This window comes from Desulfuribacillus stibiiarsenatis, assembly GCF_001742305.1.
In the GTDB taxonomy this organism is placed as follows: domain Bacteria; phylum Bacillota; class Bacilli; order Desulfuribacillales; family Desulfuribacillaceae; genus Desulfuribacillus_A; species Desulfuribacillus_A stibiiarsenatis.
Map to the genome: position 1 here is coordinate 22341 of NZ_MJAT01000037.1, position 22727 is coordinate 45067.

Sequence of the window (22727 nt, forward strand, 5' to 3'; positions counted from 1 at the left end):
AGGGAATATGAGAAAGAGTATCTTGCTAATCACACCAGAGAATAAAGAAATCAATCAATTTCGAAAAAGGCAATTTAACAATTTTATTCAAATTACAATGCCCTATTTAGCTGCTTTCATTGACGAGAGTCAATACAAAATCGTTCTCATTGATGAATATAATCAGAAAATACCTTATCGTGAGAATTTTGATTTGGTTGCAATTACTGTTAATACACCGAACGCCATGCATTGTTATGAGATAGCAAAACGTTTCCGCCAGAAGGGTTCAAAGGTTGTATTTGGTGGACCACATGTAACGTTACTCCCAGAAGAAGCAATTCACCATTGCGACTATTTAATAATTGGCGAAGCTGAACATACATGGCCGAAGTTTTTAGAAGAATTTTATCATGATAAGCTGATGCATCAACAAAAAGTATATAAAAGTGATTGCGTCCCGTCATTAGAAAATATTCCAATACCGAAAAGAGAACTTGGTTATCGTCGGTATTTTACGAGCGGTGCAGTAATCGCTTCTAGAGGATGTCCATATCATTGCAGCTATTGTAATTTAAAACAAATATATTTTGATCAGTATCGAACTCGACCGATTGATCAGGTCATAGTAGATGTTGCAAATATTAAGGGTAGGTATTTTGTGTTTTGGGATGATAATTTCTTTGGGGACATAGAATATGCTAAGAAATTGATGATAAAGTTGAAGAAACTAAACAAGAAGTGGGCAGCTCAAGTTACCATTGATCGTTGTAATGATGTGGAGTTATTACGCTTAGCTAAAGAAGCTGGATGTGTTTATTTTTTTGTTGGGTTAGAATCCTTTTCTAGCAATAGCCTTAATAGCGTGGGGAAAGGTATCAATAAAGTTGACACGTATCAGCATATGATAGAATTAATTCATAAACATGGTATTTCGGTTCAAGCGGGCATCATTTTTGGTTTTGACACAGATACCAAAGAAGTATTTAAGAATACCCTTGACACGTGTATTCAATTGGGGATCGATGGGGTCACAGTCAGTGTATTAACACCATTGCCAAAGACACCTATTTATAAGAAATTTAAACGCGAGGGAAGGCTATTAACGGAAGATTGGAGCGAATACAATGGTAAAACTAGAGTTGCATTTCAACCACAAAACATGACTCCACAAGAACTTTTTGATGGGTATATGTGGTTTCGAAAGGAATTTTACTCACTTTCATCAATTACAAGAAGAGTTATGAAGTCAAAGACCAATGTGTTTCATAATCTAATGATGAATTTAGGATACCGCATAAGCTTACGTTCGAGTAATAAAACATTATGATGTGGATAGGATGAAAAAAATGAGACGTGTATTTGCAATTTTTCTTAAGGGAATATTTATATTAGCTCCGATTGTATTAACATTTTACATTATTTATAATGTGTATTTTTTTACTGATGGATTATTTAAAGGCCTACTAGAAAAAGCTGGTTTTTACTATCCAGGGTTAGGGGCAGTCGTAACGCTTGCGACAATCTTTCTCGTTGGATTACTAGCATCCAACTGGATTACCAATAGCATCATTCGGTACACAGAAAAAGCGATTATTGTAACACCATTAATCGGTAAGATCTATAGTATTATTAAAGATACCATTCATTCTTTCTCTAATAATCGTAAAGGCTTTACACGTTTGGTCTTAGTAAGTATGCCAAACGATATCAAGCTACTCGGATTTTTGACTAACGATGACGACCAAGTATTTATACCAAAAGGTTATGTAGCCGTCTATCTAATGCAATCGATGCAAGTAGCGGGGAATTTAATCTTAGTTCCAGAACATACGGTGGAGCCTGTTGAAGCTTCTCCAGAGGATGCCCTTAAATTCATAGCTTCAGCAGGCATGTTAAAAGGGAGTCGATAATTCGGCTCCCTTTTCAATTCATATTCTTAATGTTTTTCTATAACAAGACCATCTTGTATAAGATAAAGATTACCACTAGGGCATTTTGGGATAAATTCTAAAACTGGTCCTTTACCATCCAAAGGTTCTGCAAGTACATCAAGCTCTGTAGGAAATGATCCAGTCATTTCTTTATATACATTGACGCCTTCTTGAAGATATACAATATTTTCTCCGCAGTTCTTCCCGGTAGGTGCTTTCATAGAAACTAAAGGTGTTACTTGTTCGTTTGAACATCCGCTTATAGCAAGTAATAGAACAAAAGCTAAAAATATTATGGCATACTTTCTCATGCTGTACCTCCTAGGTTATTTTTGCACAAATTTAATTTTATATCATATTTGTAGTGATGACAATCAGAAAAGATATAGTTGTAATTTCATGAAATATGATATACTTACCCATATTATATTTTTGGAGGTTTCGATAATGGATCAATTTGAAAACGTGACAGTAGTAAAAAAGGCAAACGTATATTTTGATGGAAAGGTAACGAGTAGAACCATCTTATTCCCATCAGGAGAAAAGAAAACCCTTGGGATTATGATGCCAGGTGAGTACGAGTTTGGAACTGCTGATAAAGAAATTATGGAGATATTAGCAGGAAAATTAGATGTACTATTACCAGGAAACGACGAATGGATTGCAATTGCTGGAGGTCAAGCATTTGAAGTACCTGCAAACGCTAGTTTTAAAATGAGAGTTAGCGAGATCTCTGATTACTGCTGTTCTTTTATTAAATAAAAATACCAATCGTAATTAGAAATAGGCGCCGAACTTCGGTGCCTTTTCATATTCCTATCAAAACCTAAATCATGATATAATATATCTACTATTATTAAGTCAAAGGAGAAGTTCCGTGGATTGCAGAACAGAATGTGGAGCATGTTGCGTTGCCCTATCAATATCATCACCTATTCCGGGGATGCCTAATGGCAAACCAGCAGGTGTCGCTTGTATTCATCTTGCAACAAATAAAAGATGTAACATCTTTAACGATTCAGGAAGACCTAAAGTATGTGATGCATTAAAACCCTCTAAGGAAATGTGTGGAACTTCTATGGATGAGGCTCTACATTATTTAAATCATTTAGAAAAGGCAACAGCACCGAAATTGAATTCATAAGGGTGATACTATGATAGGCAAACCAATCGAGGATTATTTGGTGAAGATTAGACTCTATCAAGCTGGATATAAAACTACTATGATTGGCACAATTCAAAGCTGGGAAGGTGCGAAAATAGTAGTCTATGATATTGCGAGAAGAAAATATACAATATCCTTACATCAAGTTATTCGCATTGAGCCAATCAGAACTATTGTCCCAGATACAGAGGGTGACAATAGAAATCAACAATCATCGTTGTTTGAATTTATGAACAAAGACGATGATTAATATATTTCTTATTTATAAAAAGTGAGGTGTTACAATGAATCTAGCAACATTTGATGATTTTCTTAAAGTTGATATTCGAGTCGGAGAAATTGTGCAAGCTGAAGAATACCCAGAGGCTAGAAGGCCTGCGTATAAGTTGTGGGTAGACTTTGGTGAGGAAATAGGGATTAAGAAGACTAGCGCACAGATTACGGAATGCTATAGTGTAGAGAGTTTAGTAGGGCGGCAAGTTCTGGGTGTTGTAAATTTCCCGCCAAAACAAGTAGGGAAATTTATTTCTGAAGTACTAGTTTTAGGTACATATTCAGCGCAGGGTGTAGTATTAATACAACCAGAACAGCAAGTAAATAAAGGTGATAAACTAGGGTAGATTGTAAGAATTTTATGATTCTAAGATTATCTAGCAGGATTTTTCATACGGTAAGAGAAATAGGGTAGGGAGAAAGAAGTAATCGGGGGAGTCAAATGAGAAGTCTAAAAGGTTTTCTTTTATATGGTGCTATCATAGGAACAGTTATAATGTCCCTCCTTGTCTTTACTGGGGTATCATTTGGATATGGAGCTTATGTTAAGAAACAAACAATTGAACGAGCTGAGAAAACAGCTGAGATCACGTTTAACTCTTTGTATGTTCTTATGAAAAAAGGATGGGATAAAGAACAAATCACATCGTTTTTAGAGGCCAATGAAGAGTCTTATAAAGCGAATCATATCACCGTTGATTTCTATAGTAGGGATATGCAGTTTAACGGGAAAGTAAAAGATGTTTTCGCTGATGGAATTCCAAAACAGAAACTAGAGAATAATATCATTACCTACTATTATCCGAAAACAATTGAACAGGACTGCTTAGTTTGTCACATCGATAATCAAGTAGGGGATGTATTAGGTGTTCTACAACTATCGGAAGATATACAACCGATTATTGATGAAGCAAAGCAAGATACGTTGTTATATTTGCTATTCTTATTCCCTCTACCTGTGTTAGGGGCATATATACTATCGCGCTTTCTAGTAGGTCGCTTAGAAAAATCAATCAGTGTATTACATAATAAAATTGAAAATGTGAATAAGACTGATGATTTACAACTTTTTGAAGATACAAATATAGACTTAACGTTTTCAGAAATTAATGTCATTTATGATGAATTGAAAGCGCTTTCAAAAAGGATTCGAAGTATTAGTGTCGATAAAGACATTCTAGAATTTGAAGTGAAGTTACTGGAAAAATTTATTATCACATCTGAAGTAGTTAAGGATTGGAAGGAGCATGTCAATGTTCTTCTGATTGAAATTAACAAGATTATGGATGTGCATCTCATCTTCTCATTATTTAAGGTTGAAGATGAAGATTACGTCTTAGAAGTTTTCTGGCTTTTAGAACCAAATGAAGAAACAAAAGCATCTTTTGAACAGATGATTAAAGAGAAAATTGGACAAACGAATGCACATAAGGATGTGGAGATGTTTGCCCTAGAAATCTATCACAACGTTGCGGATCCTACGAGTGGTTTTGATGATTTAGACGATGATAATATCAACTTCCAAACGAAATCTTTGTTCCTAGAAACACCTCGAATCGGTGGAATCGTTGGTATTGGCGTGAATTCTAATCTGTCTTCGGATGCAACTCGTTCGTTGGTAGTAGAGAGTATTCTCACTACACTATTAAACGTGATTGGTTCAGTGAAAGCCGTATATAAATATACGAAAGAGCTAGAATATTTTGCGACACGAGATCCATTAACGAATTTATATACGCAACGTGTCTACTGGGAGATGTTGAACTATGAAGTGCTTAGGGCCAATAGACATGGTTATAAATTTGGAGTCATTGTCATTGACTTAGACGACTTCAAGCTTATCAATGATTTGCACGGTCACCTGTTTGGAGATAAATTCCTACAACAAGTAGCTCAAGTAATAAAAGGTAGCTTGCGAGAAGGTGATATTTTAGCCCGTTATGGTGGAGATGAGTATGCAATCGTACTACCTTTTGCCGATGTGGAGCAAGTGCATTTTGTAGGAACAAGAATTATGGACGAATTAAAGAAATTTACACTAGAGGCACCGAATGGTGCAACGGTAAGAGTTTCCGCTTCTATTGGTGCAGCAGTGTATCCGGACCATGCCGAAGATTCGAAGAACCTATTCCTAATCGCTGATAATATGATGTATAAAGCAAAGGGTAGAGGTAAAGATCAAATTGGTCTACCTTCATCGGATGATGTCATAGAAATATTCAAAACGATTGAAGATAAGAATACATTAATCCTTAAAGCCTTAGAAGAGAATCGAGTCATACCATTCTTCCAACCGATTAAACGAACAAGTGATGGGCAAATATTAGCGAATGAAGTGTTGATGCGGATTGATTTGCCGGAGCAAATTATGGTTGCAAGCGATTTTGTTGAAATTGCTGAGAGCATGGGAATCATTAGTAAGCTGGACTATATGTTGATAGAGAAGGCATTACACAAGGCTAACGCGGAAAACTATACGGGTTTACTATTCTTAAATCTTTCTCCGAAAGCACTAATTGTAAGTGACTTCTTGAAAAACGTAAGAAAACTAGTGAAGCAATATAAAATACCTCATTCACAGATTGTCTTTGAAATTACGGAGCGAGACACTGTAAAGAACTTAACTGTTTTAAGTAAGTTTGTCCTTGAATTGAAACGGGAAGGATTTAAATTTGCTATTGACGATTTTGGGTCTGGTTTCTCATCATACCAATATATCAAGCGTTTACCAATTGACTATATTAAGATTGAAGGAGAATTTATTCGCAGTTTAACAACCGACGATGAAACAGATCGCGCAATCGTATTAAGTATCGTTACATTAGCACGTGAGTTGGGAATTGTAACAATCGGGGAGTTTGTCGAAGACGAGGAAACATATCAATATATTAAAGAGATAGGCATAACATATGCACAGGGATATCATATTGGCCGTCCATCTCCTAACTTACATCTAGATAAAGTCAGATAATTGAAACGAACTACAGAAAAGAAACGTCTATGTGAAGAAAAGAAGGAGGCTAATTTAATCTTAGCCTCCTTCTTTTCTTGAGGGATGTTTTTGTGGGTATTAATATTATCTTATTGGTGCTGGCATTCCATTGAATGGATAATCATATGCGATTTCTTCATCAAACTCAACGTAATCTAGGTATACCATAAGCAGTAAATAACGTCTTCCGGTTTCTGGTTCACTGATGATAATATGGTCTCGACCAGCAGCTTCGATAATACCTTCAAATACCCTAACATTGTTCTCGCGTCTTCCTTCAAAAGTCATATGCACCCTAGCGAGTTTACCACGGTTTAGTCGTAGAATATTCTCGATATAAGACATTTCTAAAGGTAATTGGCCAGGAGCTGGTACCTGTGGTAAAGAAGGAGCTGGCATTCCAATCGGCATGGACGGCATTCCAGGGACGATAGGCATTTGAGGTTGCCCAATCGGTGGCATACCTGGCATTGAAGGCATACCTGGCGTTCCTGGCATTCCTGGCATAGTAGGTATACCAGGTGAAAAAGGCATATCAGCAGGGATTTGTGGGCGACCTGGTAATGGCATTGGCATTTGAGGAAATGGAGATGGCATCATTGGATATTGTCTTGGAATTTGTACTGGCATACAGTTTTTAGTCTCCGCTACAAACTGATTATTGTCCTTTTGGTTAACACTAGCCTCTTTTGAGGCCATGTAAGGGATATATTGTGGAACAAACATTTTTTAACACTCCTATTTATGTGATATATTGGATTTTGTGCTTTCGCACGTTAGAAAGTTGTATAGACTTGTGGACACTCTCCAGCAAGTGGTGTATAGAAACAATGTAGCTTATAGCGCCCAGAATTCCATTGACCCCACCATTGCTCTGGGCAAGCACCAGTTGGTCGGAAGAACCATAAAGCAAATTCTGCGGGGTGGTGTCTTTCTCCTTTTATTAACTTACGCGCTAAGCGAATTTCATTTTCTCTTGCACGTTGATAAAAGTAACCCTTCTGTACAGCTTCAAAGCCACCTGGTGATTGAAAAGCCATCTGGGGAACTGTCCTTACATGCACAAAATCTAAGCAGTCTGATCTTACGCGATTTACCATAACATTTCCAGCCATAAGCATACCTAGCTCTCCTTCACCTTCTGCTTCGGCGCGCAGAAGTCTAGCAAGCATTTGTACATCGTCTTCCGTTGCTTTAATGACCGCCATTTTTTCACCTCTTTCGAGTTTACTACACTATAAAATATAAAGAATTTGGTAAAATTGTGCGTTTATCTAGAAAAAATATTTAAAATGGGCGAATAGAGTTATCTATGTACATTAGAAAGGATAATCCAATGAAAATTAAGAAGTTTGAACAAAAATATACAAAGGATATCATTGATGTTTGGTATAGAAGTACGACCAAAGGACAAAGCTTTATCTCGGAGGAGTTCTGGCAAAAGCATAAAGCGACAGTACAAGATGTATATCTACCACAAGCCGAAACATGGCTTATAGTGAATGAAGAGGATCAGTGTTTAGGTTTTATCTCTTTGCTAGGAAATTTTATAGGTGGACTATTTGTTTCGCCAGAGTTTCAAGGGAGAGGGATTGGAATGAATCTTATTTCTCATGTGAATCAATTAAAAGGTGAGCTTTCAGTTGATGTTTATCGTAAAAATATGAAAGCTCGAGAATTTTACAAGAAGTGTGGATTTAATGATATTAAGGAGGAAATACAAGAGGAGACCGGAGAAGTCTTAATCACAATGATGCAATCAATGAAGAATGTGTAGACAAAATATAATAGATTGGAGATTACAATGAATAAAGACAAAATAATCATAGGTTTATTAATATTATCTTTATTATTCCAATGGTTCTCATGGTCAAATATTGCAATACTAGAAAATCAAGTAAACAATCTCCGAAATGAAATTCATTCCATCAATTCTACTGTGTATAGCGAAACATCAAATGTTCGACAAATCGTTCAAGGAATACGGGAAGATGCACAATGGTGGGGAAAGGATGAAGTGGAATTTTTAAAGGTCACAAGGGAAAGAAGTACTGTAAAGGTGTCATGGCAACTCAAAGAATACCAAGATGGAGCAAGTGTGCAATTCTATTATCAACCGAGTAATCAAGATACATATATAGAATCTAAAGTGACAGAAGTATCCAAAGGGTACTTTTCTACCACCTTTGAATTTGAAAATACTTTGGAGCCTTTTATTCATTCTTCCATTCGTCGAGAAACATATGGTCCGAATCAGCGGGATTCTTACTTTCAAGAAGAAGCCATTACGATTATGGACGACATGAAAGGAGGGCACCCTAATCAAAGTATTAAATACTATATTTCTTTAACACATGCAGGAAATGCTCAATTTACAGATGTTCGTTATATAGATCACGGGGAAATTCAACATCAATTATTTAAGAGCTTAAGTGTTCACGGCCATATAGGTAAGGATAACTTTCACTTTTCTCTTTTTGAAGAGGGCAAGCAAAACACTCAATATAATCTAGTAGAGGCTTGGGTGGAAAATAGAGATGAAGAATTTCAATTGTTAGAACGGTGGGAGTTTGAGTTGCAAGACAACTATACATCCTCTGGGAAAAAGGTAGTAAATCAAAGCGAAAATGGCTATCATCCAAGAAACTTTCAATTCAATCAATCGATTCCACAAGATCAGTTAAATCAATTGTATCTAGTGATTCAGTACCCGGATAATATTAAAGTAGAACGACGGATTTTCACTAAATAGTAGTCATAGCACATAAAGAAATAATCCATGTATTGTTTTAGTGTAAATAAAACATATTAAATGTTGACTGTATTGGTATACTTATGATAATATTTTGTTAGTTTACAATGATTCTAAATAACATTTAATTATGAGGAGGAAATTATAGTATGGCAGAGAGATTAATTGGAAAAGCGGCACCAAAATTCACGATGGAAGCAGTTATGGCAAACGGCGAGTTCGGTAAGGTATCACTTGACGAATTAAAAGGAAAATGGGTTGTATTATTCTTTTATCCGTTAGATTTCACTTTTGTTTGCCCAACAGAAATTCGTGGGTTTAATGATTATTATGAGAAATTCCAAGAATTAAATTGCGAAGTGATTGGTGCTTCAACTGACTCTAAGTTCAGCCACAAGGCTTGGATTGAAAATGGACTAGGAGCTTTAAAGTTTCCATTAGCTCAAGACTTAACACATGCAGTATCAAGTGATTATGGTGTGTTAATTGAAGAAGAAGGTATTACTTTACGTGGGTTATTCATTATCGATCCAGATGGAGTATTAAAATACGGTGTAGTTCAAGATAACAATGTGGGACGTTCTGTTGATGAAACTATCCGTGTGCTTGAAGCATTCCAAAGTGGTGGACTTTGCCCGATTAACTGGAAACCAGGCCAAGCTACTCTATAATTTACACATATAAACGTTAATAAAAACAGTTTAGAAAAAGCTTATCCAATAGGATAGGCTTTTTCTATTCTATCTTAACAGCTTACCGAGATGCTCAATTTTATACGAAGTATCATTATAACACTAATAGGACTGTAGATTTAAAGTAGTGTATAATTATAGTTGATGATTTGAATGGTGGTGAGAGGATTGAATGCACAAAGAGAAAATCAACACTTAGTGTTTGTTTACGGGACATTAAGAGCTGGTCAAGAAAATCACAGTCTATTGAAAGATGCTATGTTAATTGACGCAGATGCCTGGGCGCATGGAATTATGTATAACACAACTTTGGGATATCCAGCTGTATATGATGATTTTGAGAATTTTGTTTATGGTGAGCTATATCAAGTATCTGATTCAGAGCTACAGGTATTAGATGAACTGGAAGATTATCATGGGGATTCTCAATATAATGAATATATGAGAGTGAAGAAAGATATTTACACAAAACAGGGAATTCAAGAAGGCTATGTTTACTTGTATAACCTGCCAGTGACAACGGAGATGCATCGCATTGACACAGGGGATTGGCTTTTGCAAGAGGAAAGTCAAGATTCTCATGAGGAAAGTAATGATTGGCTAAAAGAGAACAGAAAAAGATTTTTGATTCGAACGATTGCTGTAGTATTGTCGTTCGTATTATTGTTTAGTGTGGTTGGGCCATGGTTTCGTATCTTTGCCATACCTTCATTAGATTTATTAAGTACGTCTAGAGAATTAGGGAAAGACCCGATGATTCAGTTATGGAAAAAGTCAATTGTGACAGTGAATACATCAACAGGTAAAGGCACTGGTTTCAACATTCATTCGAGTGGTGTGATTATCACCAATGCACACGTCGTTGATGGTGCGAAGTCAGCGTATGTTGGTTTTGATACAGGTAAAATTTATGATGGCTCCATTAGACAAACGTTCTCTGATATTGATATAGCTATACTCGATATTGAAGGTAAAGACTTACCAGCATTGACATTGGCATTATCGAGCAATTTGAAGATTCACGATAAGGTGATTATTATTGGTAATCCACTAGGATTTTTCCAAATCGTGATGGAAGGGACGTTTCTAGGTATTTCCAAAATAGATAACTGGGAGAAACCGATTCTAGTATTTAATAGCCCTATTGTAAAAGGTACGAGCGGAAGCCCTGTAATCAACCATGATGGTCAAGTTGTTGGAGTGATTTTTGCCCATATTCGGGATAAACAAGCAAACGGTAAAGAGGTAATCTATGGATTAGCAGTGCCGATTGACTATTTAAACGAGCAGGAGATTTCTTCTTACATGTCGAATATAGACAATAACTGACTATTTTCGACACAAAGGAGATTCATATGATATTAACCTATAAAAAGTTATCAATTGTGATACTTTGCTTCGTTGTAATGACAAGCTTTATAGTTACACCTTTTTTCATACAAACTGCTGAGGCAAATGAAAGGATATCTGAGCGATTGATTCGCGTGGGCTTATTAATGCTGCAAGGTGGCCACAATGAAGTAGTGTCTTATGTAACGCTTTCGTCACAGAACGGAATGGAAATAACTCAACCTCAACAGTCGACTCCGATTATGACGCTAGCTGCCAATGAAGAGATGTTGTTTCATTTAGATAACTTCTATCTGTTGTTTGAGGAAACTACAGATCTTAAACGAGCGCAAACGGTTCATTCTGCGTTGGTAGCTGGGAACTATAAACCAGTAATTATTGAAGAAAGTGTATTAGGGGAAAGTAAGTACCAAGTGATTCTTGGGGCGTATGCTTCTATTGCTGACGCACAAACGATGAGAAATAAAATTCAGACAGAATTATCCTATGTTTCCACGATACGAGGGGCCTTTCGTTTACAATCAGGTGCGTACAATGATATCCAAACCGCTCAATCTATGATTTCTAATCTTAGGGTTAAAGGTTTTGAAGCATACTTAGTGACAAGTAGACAAAATGGAAATTTTGTCTACCGTGTCTGGATTGGCAATGAAGAATCAGCGGCAGCAAGGGAAGTACTGTTAACTAAACTGAAATTAGCGTTTGTTGGACAAGAATTTATAAATGCACAATCCACTGAAGGATATTTATTACAGAAACAAGCCAATATTGCTGGGAAGTCTAGCAAAGTGGGCATTATTCCAGTGAATACTAGTAAAATTATTACTCGTCCACTCCTAAATGGCAATGTTCCTACTATTAAAGTCAATGAGAGATTTAACCGCCAATATAGAGGTTTAATAGAGTTAACTGCGCATAATCAGCAATTAGCAGTAATCAATGAATTGCCAATGGATCAATATCTATATGGGGTTGTACCTAGAGAAATGGCTACTGGTTGGCCGATGGAGGCTCTCAAAACACAAGCAGTTATAGCACGAACCTTTGCGATGGGGAGAAATGGGTATGTCATTGCTCATGTAGTTGATGATGTTAAGGATCAAGCCTACTGGGGCTTCTCTATTGAAGCGACAGATACGAATCTAGCAGTTGATCAAACACGTGGACAAGTATTACGTACGGCGACTGGTGCATTAGCCCAAACTTTCTATTCATCCAATGCAGGTGGAATGTCAGCACAAGGGGTTGAAGTTTGGGGTAATAATATAGCATATTTAAATCCTGTGGATAGTTCATTTGATTCGGTAGTATTAGATAGGATTTCTAAGTGGTATCGAGTGATGCTTTCCAATGGTATGACTGGCTACATTCATGCGAACTATGTAAATCCGACGGGTGAAGTCAATCAAGCCGGGTTCCGACGTGCTACTATTAATGGGATGAATGTGAATGTAAGAGCCAATGCTGATATATATCACGAATCTCTTACACGGGTGAATACTGGAGAAAAAGTTGTTATATTTGATGAAGTCTATGAAAATAACGCATATCAGTGGAGTAAGGGACCCTATACTCCTATTCAAATGCGAGATATGATTAATGCAAATCAAAGATCGACCAATCCAATGATTCAAAATCCAGTGACATCTTTAGTCGTATCACAACGTGGCCCATCTGGCCGAGTTATGCAAGTCCGTGCGAATGGGAACGTTGTGAGTGTTTCCAGTCCAGACGCCCACCGTTCTTTGTTTAGAGATCAAAATGGTAGTTTGCGAAGTACTAGATTTGAGATTGATGCTCGAGGATCATATTCTATTTTAGGTGCTAATGGACAGAAAATGTCCTACCCGCAATCCGATACTCCAGCGGTTTTATATGCGATTGATCAATCATCCATCAATGCAACAGTACAACCGAAATTAGTGAATAATAATTCCAATGATTTTCTTATACTGAATAAAGAAAAGAAGATTCGGGTCGCAACCAAGCGACAAGACTATGTATTTAATGGATTTGGTTTTGGTCACGGGTTTGGTTTATCCCAATGGGGTGCCTATGGAATGGCAATGGCCAAAAACTCTCAAGGACAGCCACTGTATACGTATCAAGATATTTTGCATCATTATTATTCTAGGGATGTATACTTGAGTCCAATTGAGTAAAAAATTGTTAATAATCAATAGATTGAATGCTAAGAAAGATTGGATGACCAAAGCATGAGGAACGGAGATAAAGATGAAAGTTCAAGATTTTGATTTTGATTTACCAGAAGAGTTAATTGCCCAATCTCCACTAAAAGACCGAGAAAGCTCACGATTAATGGTAATTGACACACTTAAACAAGAAATATATGATCGAACGTTTAGCGATATCCGAGAGTTTTTACAGGAGGGAGATACCCTGGTATTGAATGATACCAGGGTTATTCCTGCTCGTCTATTGGGAGAAAAGACGGGATCGGGTGGTAAGATAGAATTCTTATTATTAAAGCCAACGGGTGAGGATTGTTGGGAAATCCTTGTAAAGCCAGGAAGAAAGGCTAAAGTAGGTGCTACCTTTGAATTTGGTCAAGGGAAGCTTAAGGCAGAAGTCTTGGAGATAACCCCCGCAGGCGGGAGAATTGTTAAGTTTTACTTTAAAGGGATTTTTCAAGAAATTTTGGATGAATTAGGAAATATGCCATTGCCACCATACATCACGGAGACTCTACAAGATAAGGAACGCTATCAGACGGTGTACTCTAAAAATCCCGGATCTGTTGCAGCTCCGACAGCAGGACTACATTTTACCAAGGAAATCATACAAGAATTACAAGCTAAGGGAATTAGAATTGCATATGTGACGCTACATGTTGGGTTAGGAACATTTCGTCCCGTTCAGGTGGAGAATATATTAGATCACGATATGCACTCAGAATATTATGAAATCACTCAAGAAACGGCAGATATTATAAACGCTACTAAGGAGCAAGGTGGACGCGTTATATCCGTAGGTACTACAAGTACAAGGGTACTTGAAACAGTAGGTCAAAAAGGATATCCTATCCAAGAAGAATCAGGCTGGACTAGTATCTTTATCTATCCAGGATACCGGTTTACTGTGGTCGATGGATTATTAACGAATTTTCACCTACCGAAATCCACATTAATCATGTTAGTCTCTGCCTTTGCGAATAGAGAGTTGATACTGAAGGCGTACAATCATGCAATAAATGAACAGTATCGTTTCTTTAGCTTTGGGGACGCGATGCTACTATTGAAAGGAGCCGAATAATGGCTGTTACTTATGAATTAATCAAAACTTGTAAACAAACAGGTGCTAGACTAGGGAAAATTCACACTCCACATGGAAGTTTTGATACACCGATGTTTATGCCAGTTGGAACATTAGCTACTGTAAAAGCTATGAGCCCAGAAGAGTTAAAAGAAATTGGATCAGGTATTATATTAAGTAATACATATCATCTGTTTCTTAGACCGGGTCATGAAATTGTCAAAGAAGCTGGTGGACTCCATAAATTTATGAACTGGGACCAAGCAATTCTTACAGATAGCGGTGGATTCCAAGTATTTAGTTTAAGTAATTTAAGGAAGATTCGCGAGGAAGGCGTAGAGTTCCGTTCTCATTTGAATGGTGAGAAACTATTCCTAAGCCCTGAGAAGGCAACAGAAATTCAGAATGCATTAGGCGCGGATATTATTATGGCCTTTGATGAATGCCCTCCGTTCCCTGCTGAGTATCAATATGTTAAGGATTCCTTAGAGAGGACGACGCGTTGGGCGAAACGTTGTTTAGAGGCACATGCTAACCCTGACAGACAAGCTCTGTTTGGCATTGTTCAAGGTGGTATGTATAAAGATTTGCGCATAGAAAGTGCCCAGCAATTATTAGACCTTAACTTTCCAGGATATGCAATAGGTGGATTAAGTGTAGGGGAATCGGCTGATTTGATGTATGAAATGCTCGAACATACAGTACCAATTCTACCGCAAAACAAGCCACGATATTTAATGGGTGTTGGGGCTCCTGAGAACTTAGTGGAAGGTGTAATGCGTGGGATTGATATGTTCGATTGTGTTCTACCTACGAGAATCGCAAGAAACGGTACGATGATGACGAGTAAAGGCAAGCTTGTCATTCGCAATGCTGAATATGCTAGGGATTTCCGTACAGTAGATGAGAACTGCCAGTGTAAGGTTTGCCAAAATTATTCTCGTGCTTATATTCGACATTTAATTAAATGTAACGAAATTTTTGGATTCCGACTTACAACTTATCATAATCTGTACTACTTAATTAATCTCATGAAACAAATCCGTCAAGCGATTGCAGAAGATCGTTTAGCAGACTTCCAAAAAGAATTCTATGCCATGAGAAGTTAATCTTCTAATTATGTTGATAGAATAGGACAAAAACTATATAATATAAATATTGTGAAAGGAGGCATACATATATGGATCAAATCGTTGGATTTTTACCTCTTATTATTATGTTTGCAATATTCTACTTTTTGTTAATCCGTCCTCAACAAAAACGTCAAAAAGAGCGTAACGTAATGTTAGACAACCTTAAAAAAGGCGATAAAGTTGTTACACTTGGCGGTTTACATGGAGTAATTGCAGAACTAAATGATGATTCTATGGTAGTAAAAGCAGGGGAAACGAAACTTACATTTGAACGTTCTGCTGTTTCTTACGTGAAAAACGAAGAATAATAATTGCACATATAAAAACGGAAAAGTGATATAAACTTTTCCGTTTTTTAATTTAATTGGCACATCAGAAATATAATTGAGCTATATACAGAGATCACGTCAACTATATAATTTCTACTTGCTCATTTAAATACTATTCTATTTATAATAGTAGAACCACGCAATATCAGGGAATAATTGTTGACCAAATAATGTGACCTGGTCTTCTGTATACGGTAACTTGTTCTTAATTTTCTGGGCTTGTAAGAGATACTTTCTATATTGTCTTGCATAGTTCTTCCTCTTCGTTTTGAGGCTTCCACGCTTAAGGCGAATCGCATCCAAAAAACTTAAGGTTACAGGTTTCCTTGTTGTTTCGTTTCTATGTGTCCAACAGCCTGTTGTCGGGTTGAGAAGATATTCTTGTAAGAATTGGTGACCATACACCGCCACGAACTGAATTGCCGCAATCATATAATCAAATGTCGCTTGATCGAGAGTATAGTGGAAATTGACCCTAGTCCAACCAGGCTTCATAGCTCCATGACCTAAATGAATCGCCTCTCTAATCCTTTCTAGTTTCTTATAACTAAGATTAAGCAGCTTAGCGCCATACGGACCAGCGCAATCACAACCAGCGCGTGATTGGATTCCGAACAAGTCACTCAACAATTTGGATACAAAACCGTGGTGCAAAAATCCGTTCTTATATCGAATGAGAAAAGACATAATCGCAATTCTGTTTATCGGGTTTTGATTTCCGAGAATTACAATATTATCAAACTTGCTTAATTCAGCAAATGCTTTTTTTATATATACAGACTCAATGTCTTCTATTTTTCCCTCACCGATTTGATGTTTCAATTCTAGTGCCATTGCTGCACGGATTCCCTGCATAATTCCAGGTGTGCCTGCCGTTTCCCGCCGTTCTAAGTCATCTAAGTATTCCTGATCATAATTTGTCACGAACCGAACCGTGCCACCACCAGCAGTAGTTGGGGAATTCTGATTATTATAAATTGCGTTATTTATGATCAATATTCCGCTTGAGTTTGGACCGCCAAGGAATTTATGCATTGATAAGTAGATACCATCGAAATAGCAGTTGTTGTCTTTGGTCATGTGAATCTCGACGTAAGGTCCGCTAGCAGCAAAGTCAAAGAATACATATCCACCATATTGATGCATGATTCTAGCAATCTCATACATCGGAGACTTAATACCCGTAACATTGGAAGCAGCAGAAAAAGAGCCAATCTTCATTCGGTGTTTATATAGTGGATTACTTACGTGCTTTTTTAAAGCGTTGAGATCAAAGAGACCATTGGTATCAAGGCCAATTTTTACAACTTCAGCATGACCTTCGCGCCATTGAAGCTCATTCGAGTGATGCTCGTATGCACTAATAAATACAACGGGTCTATTTGCATCGAATTTCTTATCAAACGCTTGGACAATTGCCTTTTCTTTGGCACTCAAATTAGGTTTTTCGAAAAAGTCGCTACGGCGTCTCCAGTATTCGGGAGTTTTGTAGATACCTAAAATTTTCGAGAGTTTATCTATAGCGCCAGTCGCTCCTGTACCCGTAGCAATGATACTGTAGTTCGTACCTGCTCGTACCAGTTTTCTAATTTTATTGATGGCGTCGTTATACAATTCCGTCGTGTACTTACCTGTATAGTCATCCTCAGTATGGGTATTCGCATAACTTTCACTGATATTCCAATAGTAATTTTCTAGAAAACGTAAGCATTTACCCGACGCAGTATAATCGGCGTAGGTTATCAAACGTTTGCCAAAAGGTCCTATCATAAAGCTTCCATAACCTAAAGTCTCATAGCGGAAAAAATCTATATCCACATTTAACACCTTCTATCTCATTTCATCTAATATAAAAGCCTATTACTTATTGCTATAGCTAATATATGATGATTCTCAAACAGGTGTACCAATAAAGAAAACTTGGCATTCGCCAAACCTCAGGCGATGAGAATGCCTTAGTTGCACTTATGTACATCAGATAAAATTTATAAATTCTGATGTACTAAAAAAACCACCCCAAATGGTGGCTTTTAAAAATCAGTTGCGATAATATCTTGAAAATTCTGAAACGGGAGATAGGATATCCCGTTTTTTTGACAATGGATTGCCAGCTTATCTTTAGCAAAGACACGGTCAGCAGTTTCGGCAGCTTGATAGTCGGTATATCCATCTCCTATGAATGTCACATGGTCTAATTTCTGATACTTCTTAATAATATCTCGTTTACTAACGCCAAGATTTGGCGTACTCATTGAATGGTAGGGAAATGATGCTTTCCAAATACCGTTGTCAAAATACAATTCGTTAGCATAGACTTGAATATCTTCTATCATATACTGTTTGAGAATTGAATGAATCAGTAAAGAATAGCCATCACTTACGATCGCTATTCTTTTTTGATGCCTTATGCAGTGGTTGAAAAATGCAGGGAAGTAAGGATCGATTTCAATTCCTTTGATGACTTGTAATAGCGTTTCTTCCGTCATATCTAAGATGGATAGCATCTTATCCGTCATCTGAGGAGTAGAGAGACGACCAGATTCCCATTCTTGTTCTAAAATTGTAGTATCCGCCGTTGCGAAATGATCAATCATCGTAGCGCAACTACACTGCTTACTAATTGTTTTATCAAAATCAACGAGATATATCATGTTTGTCACCTATTTGTTGGATGGAAATACGTTATTTATCCATAGTATAACACGAGAATAGGCTCCTAACTATCACTAAAATTAACTCCAATAATTCCTCCAATCACACCTATCAGTAATGTAATGATCGATTGCGTGAGAGCAGTTACGTTAAATGTAACATCAGAGAATAGAAGGCTGCCCGTGACGAAAATGAATAATATGTAACTTAGAGCAGTTAAGCCTCCGTAGTACCACCCCTTTTTCCCAGCACTAAAACCAGCTTTCATAGAGCCAACAATCACCCCGAGAATATGAATGGCATAGGTAACGCTTTGAATTGCAGTTTCTGGAATACCGGTGAAATTTACTACTAAGATTAAAATGAATAATAGACTTAAAGATACTAAAAATGTCCACATAAAGCCCAGTGAAATAGGATGTTTCATAGACATTATAACGCCTCCCAAAAAACAAATTCTTTTTTAAAAACTATGTTGGACATCAATAAACTATGAGTTTTTTTTATTTTTATAAAAAATCTTTGTATTGGTTTTTTTATCGTTTTTCTTTCATATGTTTTTAGTGAAGGGGGACGAGGCGAAATGATTTTTGTGGAATTTGCTGTTGCATTGTTTTTCATCTTGTTAGGTGCTGAATTATTCACAAATGGTGTAGAGTGGCTTGGGAAGAAGCTGAATCTTTCAGAAGGCGCCGTTGGTAGTGTGTTAGCGGCTGTTGGGACGGCGATGCCCGAAGCGATAATCCCTGTCATTGCGTTAGTTTCTAATAAAGGAGATGCTGCGTTAGAGATTGGAACTGGGGCTATTTTAGGAGCGCCACTAATGCTCAGCACAATTGCTATGTTTGTGGCTGGTGTATCTGTAGTTATTTTTTCTAAAAGGCGAAAAACTAATAAATTTCAGCTCAATTCACTCATTATTCGAAGAGATTTGCGTTTCTTTGTCATAGTTTATGTTTTTGCGATGTTGGCCGGGGTAATCCCTTCGCAGCTAGCTAAATATATCATTGCGATAGGATTAGTTACTGTATATATCTATTATGTGTTCCAAACTATTCGCTGTGAATCACCGTTAGATGGGTCAGATATTCCTCCATTGACATTTGCGAGAAAAATGAAGAATCCTCCGACATGGATTGTGTTGAGTCAAGTACTCGGTGCACTTGGAATCATTATTGTAGGTGGACATTTGTTTGTCGATGCTATAGAAAATGGTGCTCTATTACTCGGGATTTCGTATTTCGTGTTAGCTACATTGATTATTCCGATTGCAACCGAATTACCAGAGAAATTTAATAGCGTAATTTGGATTCGTCAAAAGAAAGACACCCTAGCTCTAGGGAATATTACAGGCGCAATGGTTTTCCAAAGCTCGATTATCCCAGCGATAGGTATAACACTAAGTCCTTGGAAACTAGAAGGATTGGCACTACTAACAGGGCTATTAACTTTATTTGCAGGTTTTATATTATTGGCTCAAATCTCCATAAAAAAAGAAATTACTCCTAAAATGCTTATGCTGAATGGTCTATTATACCTAATTTTTATTGTCGTAGTTTTACAATATTAATAATTAAAAGAGTCGTTATTTTTGGACTATTTTTTGTCAGTGTTCAATATATTGATAGCGATAAGGGGACAGGGGGGAACTTCATAGATGTTCGATGTATTTCAAGAACTTGCTAATTTCCAAGTTCATATCGCTATTATTATCTTTTTACTAACGTATGCATTGATTATAACTGAGAAAATGAATCGCGCCATTACTGCATTACTAGGTGCAGTTTTAATGATTATCTTTGGTATTATCAACCAAGAAAATGCACTTCGACATATTGAATGGGGTACCATTGGCTTACTTATGGGTATGATGATTATTGTTGGTATCACGCAACAAACGGGCCTATTCTCATATATTGCAATTAAAGCGGCGAAACTAGTCAATGGCGAACCGCTGTACATTTTAATATCATTGGCCACATTGACAGCAGTGTTTTCCGCGTTATTAGATAATGTAACTACAGTTCTATTAATCGTACCCGTTACACTTTCAATTACCCGCGTATTGAAAATTGACCCAATACCGTTTTTAATGACAGAAATTATTGCTTCTAATATCGGTGGAACAGCTACATTAATTGGTGATCCACCAAATATTATGATAGGGCCAGCCGCAAACCTTGACTTTAATGCTTTTTTAGTAAATTTAGGACCAATTAGCTTAATGATTTATTTAGTTGTAATCACTTGTATATGTTTCATCTATAGAAAACAGTTAAGAATATCTACGGCAGATAAAATGCAGATACATAAAATCAATGAAAAATTATATTTACAAAACATACCATTGCTAATAAAATCTGTTGTCGTATTACTCCTTACCATTATAGGCTTTGTATTTCATCATAGTCTAGGACTAGAGGCAGCTACGATTGCTATGGCCGGAGCAGTCTTACTCATGTGTATAGGTCTAGGTGAAAAAGAAATTCATGATGCGTTTCAAAAGATTGAATGGGTCACAATATTTTTCTTTGTAGGACTATTTATCCTAGTAGGAGCCTTGGTAGAAATAGGACTAATTAAGCAATTAGCACTCTATGCCATTGATTTAACGAAAGGTGACGTAGTTTTCACTTCCATTTTACTCATTTGGATGTCTGGAATTTTCTCAGCCATTATAGATAACATTCCATTTGTTGCAACTATGATACCTTTGATTCAGACGATTGGGAGTCTAGGGGGGATATCAGACCTAGAGCCGTTATGGTGGTCGTTAGCTTTAGGAGCGTGTTTAGGTGGCAACGGATCACTCATTGGTGCCTCTGCAAACGTGATTGTAGCAGGCATGGCTTTAAAAGATGGTAAGGAAATTACCTATCTTGGATTTCTTAAGTTAGGCGCTCCCCTGACATTACTATCACTTGTCATGGCAACAATCTATGTATATCTAATGTTTTTGACTTAGGTCTTTAGTGAAGACCTAAGTTTTTTTATGTCTTTAGTAGGTAGTAGAAAATGAAACCTTATGCTGATTTCATCGTGATTTTATTTGCCATACAATGTAAGAAAGGATCTTTCTAGGAGGTGCAAATATGAGTCAAAAAATCTATGATCACTCAATCAAACCTATAGATTTCTGTGATGATGGAGATGTGTTAGGAGAAGATATATTCTCTGACCATGGTAAATTAATATTGGCCCAAGGCACGGAGCTCAATAAAGATCTTATTCGTAAATTAAAGAGTATGGGAATATTTGCAATACAGATTCGTTTTTCAACAGAAAATAAAAATAGTGACACGGTGTATTATAATACCGCTCATAAACAAATTATTACCGATGCGTATCGTGCCATAGAAACTATACTATCCGTGCTTTGGAACAGAAAGACGATTTCTGTCAAAGAGCATGAGCAGCATTTAGTGAATCTCGTGCAAACGACTATGTCTTCAGGAGACATATTAGACATCATTCAACAAATTCAAGTGTACGATGATTATACATGTAAGCATTCACTGGCAGTAGGCACTTATGCTACACTGCTCGCTACTTGGTTAGGATATGGTGAAAGTGACGTAAAGACAATTGGACTTGCAGGGTTACTTCATGACATAGGAAAGACAAAAGTGGATTTGGAGATTATCAATAAGAAGGACTCATTAAATTTTAGTCAATGGGACAAGGTACATCGTCATCCTGTGTATAGCCATGATATTATTAAGTTTAACGGTTTTCATGATCAGCATTTATTAAAAGCGATTGCTCAGCATCACGAACGAAATGATGGAAGTGGTTATCCTAAGGGACTAAGGGCAAAGGATATCCACCCGTACGCACAAATTATTGCTGTAGCAGACTCTTATCATGCAATGACAACAGACAAAAGTTACGGAAAAAAGAAATCTCATGTGGATGCTTTAAAGGATTTATGGAATGACGCATTTTGCAAACTCGATCCAGAAATTGTGCTGGTGTTCATTAACGGTATGATGGGGAAATATATGGGTAGAATATGTCAGCTAACGAATGGCGAGGCAGGGAAAGTCGTATTTATTCATCGCGATGAACCGACGAGTCCGATTGTAAGGGTTGGTCGTGGGGAACAAGCGAAGTATTTAGACTTGCGCTACGAAAAGCGAATAAAAATAAAAGAAATATTATAGTAAAACGCAATAAGTTTTGTTACACTATCTGTATACCTGA

General features: G+C 37.0%; 24 protein-coding genes. 18 read left to right on the plus strand and 6 right to left on the minus strand.

The window, feature by feature from the left end; translation table 11 throughout:
• Nucleotides 1-7: 7 nt before the first annotated feature.
• Nucleotides 8-1309 (plus strand): B12-binding domain-containing radical SAM protein, encoded by a 1302-nt coding sequence (locus BHU72_RS12510; RefSeq protein ID WP_069702971.1) that lies wholly within the window; start codon nucleotides 8-10, stop codon nucleotides 1307-1309.
• A gap of 19 nt (nucleotides 1310-1328) precedes the next feature.
• The gene (locus tag BHU72_RS12515; protein WP_069702972.1) at nucleotides 1329-1892 is read left to right on the plus strand and encodes a DUF502 domain-containing protein; all 564 of its coding nucleotides are present in this window, start codon (nucleotides 1329-1331) and stop codon (nucleotides 1890-1892) included.
• 26 nt (nucleotides 1893-1918) lie between these two features.
• Here the strand turns inward: BHU72_RS12515 and BHU72_RS12520 are convergent, their stop codons facing one another.
• Entirely contained in the window at nucleotides 1919-2224 is a 306-nt protein-coding gene (locus tag BHU72_RS12520) for a hypothetical protein (protein ID WP_069702973.1), read from the minus strand.
• Nucleotides 2225-2360: 136 nt separating this feature from the next.
• On the opposite strand from BHU72_RS12520, the gene ppnP reads away from it, so the two are divergent.
• The 5 genes from ppnP (at nucleotide 2361) to BHU72_RS12545 (ending at nucleotide 6322) form a co-directional block, all read left to right on the plus strand.
• A complete protein-coding gene (gene ppnP / locus BHU72_RS12525; protein WP_069702974.1) occupies nucleotides 2361-2675 on the plus strand; it encodes a pyrimidine/purine nucleoside phosphorylase in 315 nt (104 codons plus the stop codon).
• Nucleotides 2676-2790: 115 nt separating this feature from the next.
• Nucleotides 2791-3057 carry a YkgJ family cysteine cluster protein gene (locus BHU72_RS12530; RefSeq protein ID WP_069702975.1) on the plus strand — a complete coding sequence of 89 codons (267 nt, stop codon included), beginning with the start codon at nucleotides 2791-2793 and terminating at the stop codon, nucleotides 3055-3057.
• Between the two features lie 10 nt (nucleotides 3058-3067).
• A complete protein-coding gene (locus tag BHU72_RS12535) occupies nucleotides 3068-3328 on the plus strand; it encodes a hypothetical protein (RefSeq protein ID WP_069702976.1) in 261 nt (86 codons plus the stop codon).
• Between the two features lie 34 nt (nucleotides 3329-3362).
• Entirely contained in the window at nucleotides 3363-3698 is a 336-nt protein-coding gene (locus BHU72_RS12540; RefSeq protein ID WP_069702977.1) for a tRNA-binding protein, read from the plus strand.
• Between the two features lie 95 nt (nucleotides 3699-3793).
• On the plus strand, nucleotides 3794-6322 hold the full coding sequence (locus tag BHU72_RS12545) for a putative bifunctional diguanylate cyclase/phosphodiesterase (protein ID WP_069702978.1): 2529 nt from the start codon (nucleotides 3794-3796) through the stop codon (nucleotides 6320-6322).
• Between the two features lie 105 nt (nucleotides 6323-6427).
• On the opposite strand, the gene gerQ is transcribed toward BHU72_RS12545, so the two are convergent.
• Together gerQ and BHU72_RS12555 are read right to left on the minus strand one after the other, a co-directional pair.
• Nucleotides 6428-6763 carry a spore coat protein GerQ gene (gerQ, locus tag BHU72_RS16570; RefSeq protein ID WP_367114483.1) on the minus strand — a complete coding sequence of 112 codons (336 nt, stop codon included), beginning with the start codon at nucleotides 6761-6763 and terminating at the stop codon, nucleotides 6428-6430.
• A 356-nt stretch (nucleotides 6764-7119) separates the two neighbouring features.
• On the minus strand, nucleotides 7120-7551 hold the full coding sequence (locus tag BHU72_RS12555; protein WP_069702979.1) for a cell wall hydrolase: 432 nt from the start codon (nucleotides 7549-7551) through the stop codon (nucleotides 7120-7122).
• A 104-nt stretch (nucleotides 7552-7655) separates the two neighbouring features.
• Here BHU72_RS12555 and BHU72_RS12560 point away from each other — a divergent pair, with 104 nt between their 5' ends.
• The 8 genes from BHU72_RS12560 to yajC all read left to right on the plus strand — a co-directional run bounded on the left by BHU72_RS12560 (nucleotide 7656) and on the right by yajC (nucleotide 15851).
• Nucleotides 7656-8120, plus strand: a complete 465-nt coding sequence (locus BHU72_RS12560; RefSeq protein ID WP_083248463.1) for an N-acetyltransferase — start codon at nucleotides 7656-7658, stop codon at nucleotides 8118-8120.
• A gap of 27 nt (nucleotides 8121-8147) precedes the next feature.
• Nucleotides 8148-9095, plus strand: a complete 948-nt coding sequence (locus BHU72_RS12565) for a hypothetical protein (protein ID WP_069702980.1) — start codon at nucleotides 8148-8150, stop codon at nucleotides 9093-9095.
• 149 nt (nucleotides 9096-9244) lie between these two features.
• The gene (locus BHU72_RS12570; RefSeq protein WP_069702981.1) at nucleotides 9245-9766 is read left to right on the plus strand and encodes a peroxiredoxin; all 522 of its coding nucleotides are present in this window, start codon (nucleotides 9245-9247) and stop codon (nucleotides 9764-9766) included.
• Nucleotides 9767-9955: 189 nt separating this feature from the next.
• Nucleotides 9956-11116 carry a trypsin-like peptidase domain-containing protein gene (locus BHU72_RS12575; RefSeq protein WP_069702982.1) on the plus strand — a complete coding sequence of 387 codons (1161 nt, stop codon included), beginning with the start codon at nucleotides 9956-9958 and terminating at the stop codon, nucleotides 11114-11116.
• Between the two features lie 26 nt (nucleotides 11117-11142).
• Nucleotides 11143-13299: a SpoIID/LytB domain-containing protein gene (locus BHU72_RS12580; protein WP_069702983.1), complete on the plus strand. Its 2157-nt coding sequence runs from the start codon at nucleotides 11143-11145 to the stop codon at nucleotides 13297-13299.
• A gap of 73 nt (nucleotides 13300-13372) precedes the next feature.
• On the plus strand, nucleotides 13373-14410 hold the full coding sequence (gene queA, locus BHU72_RS12585; protein ID WP_069702984.1) for a tRNA preQ1(34) S-adenosylmethionine ribosyltransferase-isomerase QueA: 1038 nt from the start codon (nucleotides 13373-13375) through the stop codon (nucleotides 14408-14410).
• Nucleotides 14410-15519: a tRNA guanosine(34) transglycosylase Tgt gene (tgt, locus tag BHU72_RS12590; RefSeq protein ID WP_069702985.1), complete on the plus strand. Its 1110-nt coding sequence runs from the start codon at nucleotides 14410-14412 to the stop codon at nucleotides 15517-15519. Before queA ends, tgt begins: the two co-directional genes overlap by 1 nt.
• Before the next feature lie 71 nt (nucleotides 15520-15590).
• Nucleotides 15591-15851 carry a preprotein translocase subunit YajC gene (yajC, locus tag BHU72_RS12595; RefSeq protein WP_069702986.1) on the plus strand — a complete coding sequence of 87 codons (261 nt, stop codon included), beginning with the start codon at nucleotides 15591-15593 and terminating at the stop codon, nucleotides 15849-15851.
• 138 nt (nucleotides 15852-15989) lie between these two features.
• On the opposite strand, the gene BHU72_RS12600 is transcribed toward yajC, so the two are convergent.
• The 3 genes from BHU72_RS12600 to BHU72_RS12610 all read right to left on the minus strand — a co-directional run bounded on the left by BHU72_RS12600 (nucleotide 15990) and on the right by BHU72_RS12610 (nucleotide 18957).
• Nucleotides 15990-17690 carry an aminotransferase class V-fold PLP-dependent enzyme gene (locus BHU72_RS12600; protein ID WP_069702987.1) on the minus strand — a complete coding sequence of 567 codons (1701 nt, stop codon included), beginning with the start codon at nucleotides 17688-17690 and terminating at the stop codon, nucleotides 15990-15992.
• A gap of 212 nt (nucleotides 17691-17902) precedes the next feature.
• Nucleotides 17903-18523 (minus strand): MtnX-like HAD-IB family phosphatase, encoded by a 621-nt coding sequence (locus tag BHU72_RS12605; RefSeq protein ID WP_069702988.1) that lies wholly within the window; start codon nucleotides 18521-18523, stop codon nucleotides 17903-17905.
• A 65-nt stretch (nucleotides 18524-18588) separates the two neighbouring features.
• Entirely contained in the window at nucleotides 18589-18957 is a 369-nt protein-coding gene (locus BHU72_RS12610) for a TIGR04086 family membrane protein (protein ID WP_069702989.1), read from the minus strand.
• 150 nt (nucleotides 18958-19107) lie between these two features.
• Here BHU72_RS12610 and BHU72_RS12615 point away from each other — a divergent pair, with 150 nt between their 5' ends.
• The 3 genes from BHU72_RS12615 (at nucleotide 19108) to BHU72_RS12625 (ending at nucleotide 22687) form a co-directional block, all read left to right on the plus strand.
• Complete coding sequence (locus BHU72_RS12615; protein WP_069702990.1) at nucleotides 19108-20094, plus strand: sodium:calcium antiporter; 987 nt, start codon at nucleotides 19108-19110, stop codon at nucleotides 20092-20094.
• An 87-nt stretch (nucleotides 20095-20181) separates the two neighbouring features.
• On the plus strand, nucleotides 20182-21489 hold the full coding sequence (locus BHU72_RS12620) for an ArsB/NhaD family transporter (RefSeq protein ID WP_069702991.1): 1308 nt from the start codon (nucleotides 20182-20184) through the stop codon (nucleotides 21487-21489).
• A gap of 127 nt (nucleotides 21490-21616) precedes the next feature.
• Nucleotides 21617-22687: an HD-GYP domain-containing protein gene (locus BHU72_RS12625; RefSeq protein WP_069702992.1), complete on the plus strand. Its 1071-nt coding sequence runs from the start codon at nucleotides 21617-21619 to the stop codon at nucleotides 22685-22687.
• The last annotated feature ends 40 nt before the right edge of the window (nucleotides 22688-22727 follow it).